General features: G+C 51.9%; 9 protein-coding genes. 3 read left to right on the top strand and 6 right to left on the bottom strand.

Translation table 11 applies throughout. The features are described from left to right. Positions 1-64: 64 nt before the first annotated feature. Positions 65-1,867 (bottom strand): ABCB family ABC transporter ATP-binding protein/permease, encoded by a 1,803-nt coding sequence (locus tag ABA45_RS00045; RefSeq protein ID WP_048383427.1) that lies wholly within the window; start codon positions 1,865-1,867, stop codon positions 65-67. Between the two features lie 132 nt (positions 1,868-1,999). On the opposite strand from ABA45_RS00045, the gene ABA45_RS00040 reads away from it, so the two are divergent. The 3 genes from ABA45_RS00040 (at position 2,000) to ABA45_RS00030 (ending at position 6,034) form a co-directional block, all read left to right on the top strand. Beyond that, positions 2,000-3,736 carry an ABC transporter transmembrane domain-containing protein gene (locus ABA45_RS00040; RefSeq protein ID WP_014869327.1) on the top strand — a complete coding sequence of 579 codons (1,737 nt, stop codon included), beginning with the start codon at positions 2,000-2,002 and terminating at the stop codon, positions 3,734-3,736. 99 nt (positions 3,737-3,835) lie between these two features. After that, the gene (gene gabT / locus ABA45_RS00035) at positions 3,836-5,113 is read left to right on the top strand and encodes a 4-aminobutyrate--2-oxoglutarate transaminase (RefSeq protein ID WP_048383424.1); all 1,278 of its coding nucleotides are present in this window, start codon (positions 3,836-3,838) and stop codon (positions 5,111-5,113) included. A 198-nt stretch (positions 5,114-5,311) separates the two neighbouring features. Beyond that, positions 5,312-6,034 (top strand): VC0807 family protein, encoded by a 723-nt coding sequence (locus ABA45_RS00030; RefSeq protein WP_048383422.1) that lies wholly within the window; start codon positions 5,312-5,314, stop codon positions 6,032-6,034. 71 nt (positions 6,035-6,105) lie between these two features. Here ABA45_RS00030 and gyrB read toward each other — a convergent pair whose 3' ends face one another. From gyrB to dnaA, 5 genes are all read right to left on the bottom strand, one after another. Then, positions 6,106-8,520: a DNA topoisomerase (ATP-hydrolyzing) subunit B gene (gene gyrB / locus ABA45_RS00025; protein WP_048383420.1), complete on the bottom strand. Its 2,415-nt coding sequence runs from the start codon at positions 8,518-8,520 to the stop codon at positions 6,106-6,108. 53 nt (positions 8,521-8,573) lie between these two features. Then, the gene (gene recF / locus ABA45_RS00020; protein WP_048383418.1) at positions 8,574-9,809 is read right to left on the bottom strand and encodes a DNA replication/repair protein RecF; all 1,236 of its coding nucleotides are present in this window, start codon (positions 9,807-9,809) and stop codon (positions 8,574-8,576) included. A gap of 23 nt (positions 9,810-9,832) precedes the next feature. Then, positions 9,833-11,107, bottom strand: coding sequence for an ABC1 kinase family protein (locus ABA45_RS00015; RefSeq protein WP_048383416.1), 1,275 nt, complete (start codon positions 11,105-11,107; stop codon positions 9,833-9,835). Between the two features lie 112 nt (positions 11,108-11,219). Further along, positions 11,220-12,323, bottom strand: coding sequence for a DNA polymerase III subunit beta (gene dnaN, locus ABA45_RS00010; RefSeq protein ID WP_048383414.1), 1,104 nt, complete (start codon positions 12,321-12,323; stop codon positions 11,220-11,222). A 71-nt stretch (positions 12,324-12,394) separates the two neighbouring features. Beyond that, positions 12,395-13,834, bottom strand: a complete 1,440-nt coding sequence (dnaA, locus tag ABA45_RS00005) for a chromosomal replication initiator protein DnaA (RefSeq protein WP_048383411.1) — start codon at positions 13,832-13,834, stop codon at positions 12,395-12,397. Positions 13,835-14,023 lie beyond the last annotated feature (189 nt).

Here is a 14,023-nt window from a genome sequence, read left to right as displayed (position 1 = left end):
AAACAAAACACGGGCGCAGGAATTAAGCGCTTTGAAATTTGATTTTCGTCAAAATAACAACGCCTTATTCTTGATTCTCTTTATCACTGTGCTGTTGCTGCAACCACAGCCGGGCGTAATAGCCATCTTTTGCTAACAACTCATTGTGGCCACCGCTCTCCACAATTTGGCCCTGGTCCATCACCAGAATGGTGTCAGCGTCGCGCACGGTGGATAGACGGTGCGCGATTACCAACGTTGTGCGCTGTTGGGTAACCTCGTTAAGGGCATCCAGAATGGCCTGTTCAGAGATCGAGTCCAACGACGACGTGGCTTCGTCCAGAATCAGCAACGGCGGGTTTTTCAGCAATACACGAGCAATGGCAACGCGTTGTTTTTCGCCACCGGAAAGCTTCAGTCCACGCTCACCGACTCTGGTGTTATAGCCATCCGGCAGGCTGCGGATGAACACGTCCAGGTTGGCCTGACGGGCCGCATGGTGTATCTCGGCTTCACTGGCGCCGGGGCGGCCGTAGGCCAGGTTGCTGTAAAGGGTGTCGTTGAACAGCACGGTGTCTTGCGGCACCACGCCAATGGCCGAGCGCAGACTGTCTTGGGTAATGTTGCGAATGTCTTGCCCATCAATGGTGATGCTGCCGCTGTTTACATCAAAAAAGCGGAACAGCAGCCGTGCCAAGGTGGATTTACCCGCACCGCTGGCGCCAACAACCGCAATGGTGTTGCCTGCGGGTATGGTAATGTTTATGCCTTTCAAAATGGCCCGTTCCTGATGGTAGCTGAAACGCACGTCGTGAAATTGCACTTCACCTTTTGCAATCGCCAGGGCTTTGGCATCGGCGGCATCTTCAATCGCCGGCTTCTCGCCCAATAAACCGAACAGGCGCTCTACATTCACCAGTGACTGGCGAATTTCCCGATACACAAACCCCAAAGCATTCAGCGGAATGAACAACTGGATCAGGTAGGCATTCACCATGGTGAAGTCGCCCAGGGTCATCTGCCCACTGGCCACTTCGCGCACGGCCATGGCCATAATAGCAACCATAGAGGCGCCAATAATAAACGCCTGGCCAATGTTCAGAACCGCCATAGACGTGCGGTTTTTAAGCCGCGCCTGCTCCCATAAATCCAGATCTTCATCGTATTGCTCGGCTTCAAAACGCTCGTTATTAAAGTATTTAACAGTTTCGTAGTTCAGTAGGCTGTCGATGGCACGGGAGTTAGACTGATTGTCGCGGTTGTTGGCTTCGCGCACAAAAGCCGTGCGCCACTCGGTAACGCGGATAGAAAAAATCACGAATACCACCACCGACACCAGTATCGCTATAACGTAACTGACGTTGAAGGCCACCAGCAGAATGCCCGCCACCATCGCGATTTCCAGCAGGGTGGGCACAATATTGAACAGGGTAAAACGCAGCAAAAAACTGATGCCGTTGGTGCCACGCTCTATGTCCCGCGCCAAGCCGCCGGTTTTGCGATCCAGATGAAACGCTAATTCGCGAGCGTGAAGGTGGTTAAACACCCGCAGTGACACTCGCCGCATGGCACGTTCAGCCACACGGGCGAAGATGGCGTCACGCAACTCGCTAAACAAAGTGCTACCAAAGCGCAGCGCGCCATAGGCCAGCACTAACATCAGAGGGATCCACAGCACCATGTCAGCGCCACGATTTTGGTCCAGATAATCGACGATGTATTTCAATGCAATCGGCGTGGTGACTATGGCCACTTTCGCCATGATTAGCATGCTGACCGCCAGTATCACCCGGCCACGATATTCCGCCAGGTAGGGCCACAGGCCAGCGATGATTTTCCAGTCCGGTTTATGGTTGGTTGGGTAGTCGTTATCGGCGTAGGGGCGCACAGAGATTCCTTAATGGTCACAGAGCAGAGGGGCGTATGATAAACCCTTAGGCAATACAGATCGTAAGTTTGCGAGAGTTTACAGTACCCACTCATTAGGAGGCACACTATCAACACCGTTCATCGCGAAGCTTTGAGACTGGTTGTCGGGTTTATTCATCCTTATCGCAAAGCCGTTGCTGGTGCGATAGTTGCCCTAGTTATTACGGCGGGAATCACCCTTGGATTAGGTCAGGGACTGCGTATTCTAGTAGACCAAGGATTGGCCACCGAGTCACCGGCCAATCTGGCGCGAGCTGTGGGACTGTTTTTTGTTTTGGTTCTTGGCCTGGCGGCGGGTTCTTTTGCTCGATTTTATCTGGTGTCGTGGATTGGCGAGCGGGTGGTCGCCGATATCCGTAAACGGGTATTCAACCACTTGATTGATCTGAACCCAGGATTTTTCGAGAGCAATCGGGCGTTGGAAATACAGTCGCGATTTACGGCGGATACTACAGTGCTGCAATCCGTAATTGGCTCAACAGTGTCGATTGCGCTGCGAAACGCGCTGATGCTGGTTGGCGGTTTGCTGCTGTTGTTTATCACCAACGCCAAGCTGGCGTCAGTCATAGTGTTGGGTTTTCCGCTGGTGATTGTGCCCATCGTTATTTTTGGCCGCCGCGTGCGGCAGCTATCGCGCTTGAGCCAAGACCGGATAGCCGATGTGGGCAGTTACGTGGGTGAAAATTTAACGCAGATAAAAACCGTGCAGGCGTTCAACCATCAGCCCCACGACCGCCAGCATTTTTCTGAAGTTTCTGAAAATGCCTTTGATATCGCCCATGCCCGCATTCGCCAACGCGCGTGGCTAACCACTATGGCCATTACTCTGGTGATGGGAGCAGTGGGCGTGGTCATATGGATTGGTGGTCTGGATGTGATTTATGGCCGCATTACGCCGGGCGAGCTGGCCGCCTTTTTGTTTTACAGCTTATTGGTGGGTATTGCCGCTGGCGCCATTAGTGAAGTCATTGGGGAACTGCAACGGGCGGCAGGATCAGCCGCACGGCTATTCGAACTGTTGCAGACCAAGTCTGAGTTTCAGCGTCCAGTCGATTTACCCGAACAGTTTCCTCAGCCGGTAAAAGGTGAAATACGTCTTGAACACCTGACATTCAGCTATCCTGGCCGCAGTGCGCAGCCCGCTTTGCAGGACGTGTGCCTTGAAGTGCGGGCGGGGGAGACGTTAGCGATCGTGGGGCCATCAGGGGCGGGCAAGTCCACCTTATTTGATTTGCTACTACACTTTTATCAACCCAGCGGCGGCTGCGTGCGCATCGATGGCACGGATACTCGCGATGTATCATTGCAAGCCCTTCGCAGCTGCTTTGCCTTGGTGCCACAGAACCCCGCGTTGTTCTACGGTACGGTTGCCGACAACATTCGCTACGCACGTCCGCAAGCGACTCAGGCAGAGGTCGAAGAGGCCGCCGGCATTGCCCACGCCCATGAATTCATCGTTGCTCTACCCGAAGGCTACCAAACCCGACTGGGTGATGGCGGGTTGGGCCTCTCCGGTGGCCAGAAACAACGCTTGGCCATTGCCCGAGCGCTATTGGCGGACGCTCCCATTTTGCTGCTAGACGAAGCCACCAGTGCGCTGGATGCCCATAGCGAGAACCTGATTCAGCAGGCCATGCCAGCACTCACAACCGGCCGTACCACGCTGGTCATTGCCCACCGCCTGGCCACGGTGCGGGATGCAGATCGCATTGCGGTGTTTGACCAAGGCCGTTTGCTGGCGGTGGGCAGCCATCAGCAATTAATGCAGGAAAATAGCCTCTACCAGCGCCTGGCACAGCTCCAGTTCCGCAGCCAAACTGGAGAATAGCGTCGTTTCGTGCTACCGTAGTTCTTATAATTTTGCAATGAATCGAACTAAATTTAATTCAGGTTCGAACAAATATACCCACTCAGGGAGTACAACCGCGTGAGTAACAAAGAACTTCAAGCACTTAAGGAACGCTACGTAGCAGCCGGAGCCGCGAGCCCCAACGAGCAGTTTGCGGATCATGCCACTAACGCTGAATTGTGGGATGCCGACGGCAAACGCATGATCGATTTCGCCGGCGGTATTGGCGTGCTGAACATCGGCCACCGCCATCCAAAAGTAGTGGAAGCGATAAAGGCCCAGTTAGACAAATTAATGCACACCTGCCAGACGGTCATGCCGTACGAGGGTTATGTGCGGCTGGCGCAGAAGCTCAGCGACGTCACACCTGTTCGCGGCCACGCCAAAGTTATGCTGGCCAATTCCGGAGCCGAAGCCCTCGAAAACGCCGTGAAAATTGCCCGCGCAGCGACCGGTCGTACCAATGTGATTTGTTTCGATGGCGGTTATCACGGCCGTACCTTTATGACCATGGCAATGAACGGCAAAGCGGCTCCTTATCAGACCGACTTCGGCCCTATGCCTGGCATGGTCTACCGGGCTCCTTATCCAGTGCCCTATCACGGCGTCAGCGAAGACGAAGCTCTGCGTGGCCTGGCCATGACTATGAAAGCAGATTCACCGGCCCGCAATACCGCCGCCATTGTTATCGAACCCGTATTGGGTGAGGGCGGCTTCTACCCGGCACCTACCAGCTTTATGAAAGCCCTACGCAAAATCTGCGATGACAACGACATCGTGTTGATTGTAGATGAAGTACAGAGCGGGTTTGGCCGTACCGGTAAGATGTTTGCAATCGAGCACACAGGCGTTGAACCCGACATGATGACTATGGCCAAAAGCATGGCCGACGGTATGCCGATTTCTGCCATTGTGGGCACTGACAAAATCATGGACTCGTGTGGCCCCAATTCTTTGGGCGGCACTTACGCCGGTAGCCCTACCGCCTGTGCAGCTGCGCTAGCGGTGTTTGAAGTATTCGAGACCGAGGATATTCTAGGCAAAAGCCAGCGCCTGGGCGAGAAGCTGAACCAACGTTTCAGCCAGTGGCAGGAGCAGTTTGCCCACGTCGACAACGTACGTACCTTGGGTGCTATGGCCGCGTTTGAGTTGGTAGAAAGTAAAGATACCCACAAACCCATGCCAGAGCTGGCTGGAGCCATTACCAAACTCGCCAAAGCCAAAGGGTTGATTGTGTTGGGTTGTGGTTTGTACGGCAACACGCTGCGTTTTCTGATGCCGGTCACCATCGAAGACGAGGTATTGGAAGAAGGTTTAGCCATTTTAGAGCAATGTTTGGCAGAAGCTGGCGCCTGATCCGCGCTTGCTTACGCTGATAAGCCGGGCCAAGTGCCCGGCTTTTTTGTGTCTGCTCGTTACTAAAAATTGAATCGACTATGCTAGGCTCCGCGTATTAGCTCGGATGCCTTTATTTCTCGTATACTGAGCTCAGTGCTCAGTGAGGCTCGCGTAACTTTGCCAGCCTCGTCGCCGTTTCATCAATCAGGCAGAATCATGACGTCACCGAATACTTCATCTGTATCCGATCACAAACCCAGGCCCTGGATAGACCTACTGGTCAGTATTATTATCCCTTCAGTCATTCTGATGAAGTTCAGCGGAGATGAGTACCTAGGCAGCGTAAATGCGCTGATTGTTGGTCTGGCGTTCCCCCTCGGATGGGGTCTGTTTGAGTTAATTCGCTATGGAAAAAAGAATTTCATCGCCCTGTTGGGGATAATCAGTGTGACTCTCACTGGCGGCATTGGCTTGCTAGAACTGGACGCCGGCTGGCTTGCCATCAAAGAAGCCGCGGTACCTGCAGTGATTGGTCTGGCAGTGCTGGTGTCTACACGTACCCGTTACCCACTGGTGCGCACGTTACTGTACAACCCCAACGTGCTAGACGTTGATAAGATTCAAAAAACGCTGGTAGAGAAGGGCAAAGTCGCCGAATTCGAAGCGCGGTTGCTGAACGCCAGTTACTTTTTTGCCGCTACTTTTCTGTTCTCATCGATCATGAACTACGTACTTGCGCGCTGGATTGTGACCAGTGACGCTGGCACCCAAGCGTTCAACGAGGAACTGGGGCGAATGACGCTGGTCAGCTATCCAATGATTGCCATTCCTTCTATGGTGATGATGATGCTTATTTTCTGGTACTTGTGGCGCACCATCAGCCGCTTGACGGGTTATAAATTAGAACAGGTAATGGCTCCGCATCTAGCTGATAAATAAAGTAAATTTTAAGTAAAAAAACGGCGGAGATTTGCATCTTCGCCGTTTTTTTAATTCCGAATTTTAGAAAATCAGATATCCAGGTTAGTCACTTCCAGGGCATGCGTCTGAATGAAGTTACGGCGCGGCTCAACATCATCGCCCATCAATGTGGTGAACATCTGGTCAGCGGCGAAAGCGTCTGCAATGGTCACTTTCATCATACGGCGGGATTCTGGGTCCATAGTGGTGTCCCACAGCTGTTCCGGATTCATCTCCCCCAGACCCTTATAACGCTGAAGGGTCAGGCCGCGCTGAGCTTCTTTCATCAACCAGGCGAGAGCGCCTTCAAACGACAGAACAGCTTGCTTACGCTCACCACGCTGAACGTAGGCTCCGTCTTCAACCAGGGCGTCCAAGGTTTCACCCAGACGGGCTATGGCCTTGTAAGATGGCGCCTCAAAGAACGTATGGCTGAACACATGTTCGTGGGCCATACCGTGCAAATGCACCGTTACCATTGGCAAATACAGATCGCGCTCGGTGTCGTGATGTACCGAGAACACGTATTTGGTGCCAGTGCGAGTATCCAATTCCAGATGTTCACCCAAGCGACCCACCCAACTGGCAACAGTGTTTTCGTCTTTCAGCTGTTCTGGGGTGAGGGTGTTGTTGTGCAGCATCTGCGCCAATACTTTAGACGGGTAAGCGCGTGACAAGCGGTCAATCATGGCCATCACGGCCTGATAGTCCTTCACCATGGTTTCCAGAGCAGAATCCTTGATAGCAGGCGCATCGGCGTTAACGAACAGCTGCGCGCCTTCCAATGCGGTCTGGGTTAAATAGCTCTCGCGGGCATTTTCATCCTTCAGATACTGCTCTTGCTTGCCCCGCTTTACTTTATAAAGCGGGGGCATAGCGATAAACACGTGCCCACGCTCAATCACTTCACGCATTTGACGGAACAGGAAGGTCAGCAGCAGAGTGCGGATATGCGAACCATCTACGTCAGCGTCAGTCATGATGATAATGGAATGGTAGCGCAGTTTTTCAACGTTAAACTCTTCGCGCCCAATGCCACAGCCCAGAGCGGTAATCAGGTTACCAACTTCTGCTGATGACAGCATCTTGTCAAAGCGGGCTTTTTCGACATTCAGAATTTTACCTTTCAGCGGCAGAATTGCCTGGTTTCGCCGTTCCCGACCCTGCTTTGCACTTCCGCCCGCGGAGTCGCCCTCCACTATAAATAATTCGGAAAGAGCAGGATCTTTTTCCTGACAGTCAGCCAGTTTGCCGGGTAGACCGGCAATATCCAGAGCGCCTTTGCGCCGGGTCATATCACGAGCTTTACGCGCTGCTTCGCGGGCACGGGCAGCTTCAATCATCTTATTGACGATTAGCCGCGCTTCACTGGGCTGCTCCTGAAGATATGCTGCAAAGCTCTGATAGAGCTCTTGTTCTACAGCCGTCTTCACCTCGGAGGAGACCAACTTGTCTTTGGTCTGGGAAGAAAACTTTGGGTCTGGTACTTTCACACTGATGATCGCCGTAAGACCTTCGCGAGCGTCGTCGCCGGAAGTGCTTACTTTGGCTTTCTTACCCAGGCCTTCGTGCTCAATGTAACTGTTCAAGGAACGAGTCAGTGCTGTGCGAAAACCAACGAGGTGCGTACCGCCGTCACGCTGTGGAATATTATTGGTAAAACAGTAGATATTTTCTTGGAACGCATCATTCCACTGCATAGCCACTTCTACTTCAATGCCGTCTTCACGCTGTTGGGTAAAATAAAACACCTTGTTGATAGGGGTTTTGTTGGTGTTCAGGTGTTCGACAAACGCTCGCAAACCACCCTCATATTCAAAGAGTTCTTCTTTTCCACTGCGTTCATCAGTCAGGCGAATACGGACACCGCTGTTCAAAAACGCCAGTTCCCGTACCCGTTTTGCCAGAATCTCGTAGTGAAACTTGATGTTGGTGAACGTCGCTTCTGAAGGAATGAAGTGCACCTTGGTGCCGCTGGCGTCAGTAGTGCCTACCTCGTGCAGAGGCGCTGCAGGAACGCCGTGGTTATAAGTCTGCTCGTAGACTTTGCCGCTGCGGCGAATGGTTAACGTCAACACCGACGAGAGGGCATTAACAACCGACACACCCACACCGTGAAGACCGCCCGACACTTTATAGGTGTTGTCGTCAAACTTACCGCCGGCGTGAAGTACGGTCATGATAACTTCGGCAGCAGAAACGCCTTCGCCTTCGTGCAGATCAACTGGAATACCGCGACCATTGTCGTGCACGCTTACGGATTCGTCGGGGTGGATACGGATTCCGATTTCTGTACAGTGCCCGGCTAGCGCTTCGTCAATGGAGTTGTCTACCAGCTCGAACACCATGTGGTGCAGGCCGGTGCCGTCGTCCGTATCGCCGATGTACATGCCAGGCCGTTTGCGCACGGCGTCCAGGCCTTTCAGTACTTTGATACTGGAGGAATTGTAGGCTGATTCACTCATTAAAAAACTCCTGAAGGCTGATGGCCGCAGCGTGATTAAAAAAATGCGGCCAGCTAATGTTCTCCCGTTACCTGACCATGTTCCACGTGGAACATTTTGAAATCGGGCGTTGTTATACCCGGCCATAAGGTGTCGGGCGTCTGCTGTTCGATAGAGGTGATGAACACCTGACACTGCAGCAATCGTAATTTTTCGGCCAACATCTGTCGATGACGACTATCCAGTTCGGCGTTTATGTCGTCCAACAAAAATGTGACCTGCTTACCCAGCGGCCGTAACACCATGCCTTGGGCAATCTTCATCAAAATAACCAATGTCTTTTGCTGACCGCGCGACAATATTTCCGCCACCGGCCGGCCTTGTATTTTTAACCGAATGTCGGCTCGGTTGGGTCCATACAGAGTGTGGCCCATTCGACGTTCCTGATCTCGATGACTCACCAGAACTTCCGATAAAGGTTGGGCATGATCCCAGCCGGGATAAAACTCCAACTTTAGCTCATTCGCCCAGGCTGCATCGGTTTCTCCGAGAAGCAACCAGAAAGCCTCTTTAAACATGGCAAACGTCACAAGACGGGCGTCCGTCACTCGATTGCTCAACAGGTCGTACTGAGCATCCCAGGCCCGCATCAGCGTTTCATCTATTCTACCATTTCTCAGCGTTTGGTTCCGCTGTGATATTACTCGCTGACATTGCTGCCAAGCGCCACCAAAAGAACGTTCCACGTGAAACACTGACCAGTCCAAGAACTGCCGTCGCTTACCCGGGCCACCAGCCACAATATCAAACACGCCCGGGTCGATCACCGATACCGGGAGATGTCGCGCTAATGCCGACAGATTGCGTACCGGTTCACCATCTACTCTTAAAACTGTTTCCTTAAGGCCGACATCTCTGGAAATGCCCAAGCGATGCGCATAACTTGAGGCACCAGCTTCAAGTGCTGCCTTTGGTTCAGAATTCGGAATACCAAAGTTAAGAGCATCAGAGTTACCCGCATAAGGGTTTGAAACACCGGAACTGTTCGCTCCAGAATTAGAACCACCACCATCAAGAGTGCCGGCATCCAGGCCACCGAACACCGTAAATTTCTGCTGTAGATGTTGAACCACGGCTTGGTGGCGACTGACGCGGAACGATCGGCCTATACCCAAGTAACCAATAGCCTCTAGCAGACTGGTTTTACCACTGCCGTTAGCGCCGTATATTAGATTAAAAGCAGGGGAGAAGTTGACGGGCTTTGCCGCCAAATTACGGAAGTGCTCGGTTTGAAGTGTAATCAGCGCCATAAAAAAACCAGGAGCCTAAGCCCCTAGTGCAGCATCTTTAGGCGGTCGTCCATGAACATATCCATTTCAGGTGCCAATATGTGTACGTAACGATCAAAATACAAAAATTGCTTCAACAGCAATGCAAATTCCCGCGGAAAATGCAGACCATGGCTTTCACCTACTTTGACCATATCCAACAGCAGATGATTTACGTCATCTTCGGCCCGGTCCGCAGTGTAAGCAACGGTATCTGGAACCATTTGATCCATTTTGGAGTAAAGCGTGCGTAAATCGTTAGCGAGCAAACTCGCTTCAACCGTATGTCGAGTCACCCCAACGCGGATCATTGCATCGGCCATACCGTCGAAATTGCCCACCATCACAGTCTGAATAAAATCGTTCACCGCCTGCCAGGTGTCAGGCGCAATTCGCCCAACTATACCAAAATCGATAAACCCAACCCGACCGTCGCGCAACACCATCAGGTTACCGGCGTGGACATCGGCGTGAAAAAACTCGCATTGCGTAAGGCTGGAAAACCAGGTGTTCATCGCAGTAATCAGGGTTCCTTCCGGATTATTTGTGTATCCGCGAATACTGTCCAGATCGGTTAAAGAAACACCGTGAAAACGCTCCATTACTAAAATACGGCGGGAACTACACTGCTCATAGACCTTCGGCACGGTGGCGTCGGTGTTATGAGTGTCGTGAAGAAACTGCCTGAAAACCTCAAGGTTATTAGCTTCCTTGATAAAATCGCACTCTTCCATCATCGTGCGCTGAATTTCATCAACAATGTCGGATAATGATGTCCACGATAGCTTTGGCGCCAAAGTTTCAAGAATTCGGGCAGATACGTACAAAAAGTTCAGGTCCGTGAGCAGAATATTGCGTACACCGGGCTTTTGCACCTTGATAACCACTTCTTCGCCGCTGATCAACCGCGCTACATGCACTTGGGCGATGGATGCCGAGGCCAAAGCTACCGGGTCGATGTCTGTGAACACCTCTTCCACCGGACGGCCTAATTCTTCCTCAATGATTTTGCGAATCACCCGATATGGCAAATTTGGGGTGCTATCCAGGCAACCCTGAAACTCTTCGACATACTCTTTCGGAAAAAAAGTCGGTGAACTGGCAATGAATTGCCCCAGCTTTATATAGGTAGCACCGAGGGACTCGAAGGTCTGCCGCAACAAACGCGGAGCAGGAGGGCGGTCACCGCGCATCCAGTTAAACCCGGTGCGCCCGAGCACACTCATAGTTTGACCAATACGAAATGCACCTTTTATACCGTCTTTTAAACGTGTCAACATGCCCCGGAACTCCTGTTATTAAAACCTTTCAGAACTCTTTATCCATGAATTACATACACCGACTATTACCCGGAGTACTCACGCCCGCTGCTTGTGAGAAACCTGTGGCAACCTACAAACGCATTGGCATAACAACATAGAGGCAGCGAGCGTCCGTCTGGGATTCAATCAGCGCGCTACTGTTAGGGTTCGACAAAGTGACCTTTACCTGATCATCATCCAACGCGTTCATGACATCTATCAGATAGCCAACGTTGAAACCAATTTGCAGGGTTTCACCCTGATAATCTACCGGCAAAGCGTCTTCCGCCTGTTCCTGGTCCGGGTTGTTAGCAAACACCTGAAGTTCATTGGACGCCAGATTCAAACGCACGCCGCGAATGTTTTCGTGAGACAGAATACCGGCCCGCTGCAGAGTATTCTTCAGGGTAATCCTATCAGCCAACACGACTTTATCGCCACCGCGTGGAATAACCCGATTGTAATCGGGAAATTTTCCCTCAATCAGTTTAGACGTGAACGTGTAACTGCCCACGGTAGCGCGTAAGTGATTATCACCAATCACCAGGGTAACCGGTGTATCCACGTCATCCAGCAAGCGCGAAAGCTCTAGCACGCCTTTACGAGGCACAATAACCTGACGAGCCTCTGGGCAACCAGTTTCAACATCTTGATGGGCCATCGCCAAACGGTGGCCATCGGTGGCTACAGTACGAACGTGATCTGCCGCAACTTCCAACAGCAAACCGTTCAAGTAATAACGAACATCCTGCTGAGCCATGGCAAACGCGGTGCTGTCGAACATACGGCGTAGCTCTTTTTGCGGCAACTCCAGACGGAAGCTCTCAACTTCGTCTTCCACATTGGGAAAGTGCTCGGCCGGCAAGGTCGCCAGGGTAAAGTGGCTTTTTCCACAACGCAGATGCAAACGGTCGCCCTGCTGATTCAGTTCAATGGGCGATTCCTCACCCAGCGCGCGGCAAATGTCCGCAAGCTTGCGTGCCGGCACGGTTATACGCCCAGGCTGATCGATATGAACCGGGCTGATACGCGCTACCAGCTCCACTTCCATATTAGTGCCGGTAAGTGTCAGAGTGTTGTCCTCGGCAACCAGCAAAACGTTGGAGAGCACCGGCATGGTCTGTTTCTTTTCAACCACACCGGCAATGCTTTGCAGCGGGATGAGCAGGGATTCACGGCTGATCGTCAGTTTCATGGCACTCAATATTCTTTTGGTGAAGTTTCTCAGGGTTCAAGACCCGCAGACAGAGCGCGGTAACGCAGCTCTCAACTGGTCAATAGTCGCATAAAATTCTGGTAGTCTTCTCGTATACTCGGATCACTTTCCTGCAATTCTACGATTTTTTTGCAAGCGTGAAGCACTGTGGTGTGGTCTCGGCCACCAAAAGCACCACCAATTTCTGGCAAACTGTGGTTCGTCAGCTCCTTCGACAGTGACATGGCCACTTGACGCGGACGAGTTACATTACGTGTGCGACGCTTGGAATGAAGATCCGCAACTTTGATTTTGTAATATTCCGCTACCGTGCGCTGAATGTTATCAATACTGACCTGTTTTTCATGCAGTGCCAGCAAATCTTTCAAACTCTCGCGAATAAACGGCGGCGTGATTTCCGAGCCCGTAAAGTGAGCGTTGGCAATTACCAAACGTAAGGCACCTTCCAGTTCTCGCACGTTTGAGCGAATTTTCTGGGCAATAAAAAAAGCCGCTTCACTGCTGAGCTTAACGTTTACCTGCTCAGCTTTTTTCATCAGGATAGCCACCCGGGTTTCCAGTTCCGGCGGCTCGACCATCACCGTCAGACCCCAGCCAAAGCGGGACTTCAATCGTTCTTCCAAATCCACAATTTCTTTCGGGAATCGATCACTGGTCACAATGACTTGCTGACCGCCCTCGAGCAACGCGTTAAAGGTGTGGAAAAATTCTTCCTGGGAACGCTCTTTCCGGGCGAAAAACTGAATATCGTCAATCAGCAGAGCGTCTACCGAACGGTAATAACGTTTAAATTCGTTGATGGCGTTCAACTGCAGTGCTTTTACCATGTCCGCCACAAAACGTTCTGAACGAAGATACGCAACTTTAGCATTCGGATTGCGACGCACAATTTCATTGCCTACCGCGTGCATCAAGTGGGTTTTACCCAGGCCAACACCGCCGTATAAGAATAGCGGGTTATAAGCACCGCCAGGGTTTTCTGCGACTTGCATAGACGCAGCGCGGGCCAACTGGTTGGACTTACCCTCAACGAAAGTCTGAAATGTGAATGTCTCGTTCAGAAAGCTCTGGTGCTTTATATCGCCTTCAACTTGAGCGCCAGGCCGGGTACCGGATGTTCTTGGACGTGAAGCTGCTGGCGCCGTTACCGGCGCCGCCGGCCTGCTCCGCTGGCTTACCAATTCATCGCGATCGTCTTTTTCCAGCGGCTTGGTGTTGATCGCCGTTGACTCGCGGCGCTCTGAATCACCAGCTTTGGGTGCAGAGCCCACCTTCATACCCACTCTGGGGGCGTGGCCGCCATTCAGCTCTTTCAGTATTTCTTCGATACGGCGAAGGTATTTTTCATTCACCCAGTCCATTACGAATCGGTTCGGAGCAAAAAGAACCAACTGACCATCACGCAAATCTGGCTGCAGAGGTCGCAACCAGGTATTGAACTGCTGTGCCGGAAGCTCGTCCCGGAGTACTTCAAGACATTGCTGCCACATACCGTATCGGCACCACCTGATAACAAAACGCTGCATTTTTCTGAGGCCATGCGATTCTTACACCACTGGCCCTTGAAGAGAACTCGCGATTCTACCTTGCCGAGGCGATCAGTAAAAGTACTCGAAGCAATTCATAAACAGCCTGTGGAAAAAAATAAGCATATATTTCAGTTAATTAGGTACTTACTG

Source organism: Marinobacter psychrophilus (assembly GCF_001043175.1).
In the GTDB taxonomy this organism is placed as follows: domain Bacteria; phylum Pseudomonadota; class Gammaproteobacteria; order Pseudomonadales; family Oleiphilaceae; genus Marinobacter; species Marinobacter psychrophilus.
The sequence above is the reverse complement of the archived record's forward strand: the minus strand, read 5'-3'. Positions and strand labels throughout refer to the sequence as shown.

Excerpts from the sequence above, each read along its gene's own strand:
- ABA45_RS00030 (WP_048383422.1), top strand. The coding sequence starts at position 5,312 with ATGACGTCACCGAATACTTCATCTGTATCCGATCACAAACCCAGGCCC.
- gyrB (WP_048383420.1), bottom strand. The coding sequence starts at position 8,520 with ATGAGTGAATCAGCCTACAATTCCTCCAGTATCAAAGTACTGAAAGGC.
- recF (WP_048383418.1), bottom strand. The coding sequence starts at position 9,809 with ATGGCGCTGATTACACTTCAAACCGAGCACTTCCGTAATTTGGCGGCA.
- ABA45_RS00015 (WP_048383416.1), bottom strand. The coding sequence starts at position 11,107 with ATGTTGACACGTTTAAAAGACGGTATAAAAGGTGCATTTCGTATTGGT.
- dnaN (WP_048383414.1), bottom strand. The coding sequence starts at position 12,323 with ATGAAACTGACGATCAGCCGTGAATCCCTGCTCATCCCGCTGCAAAGC.
- dnaA (WP_048383411.1), bottom strand. The coding sequence starts at position 13,834 with ATGTGGCAGCAATGTCTTGAAGTACTCCGGGACGAGCTTCCGGCACAG.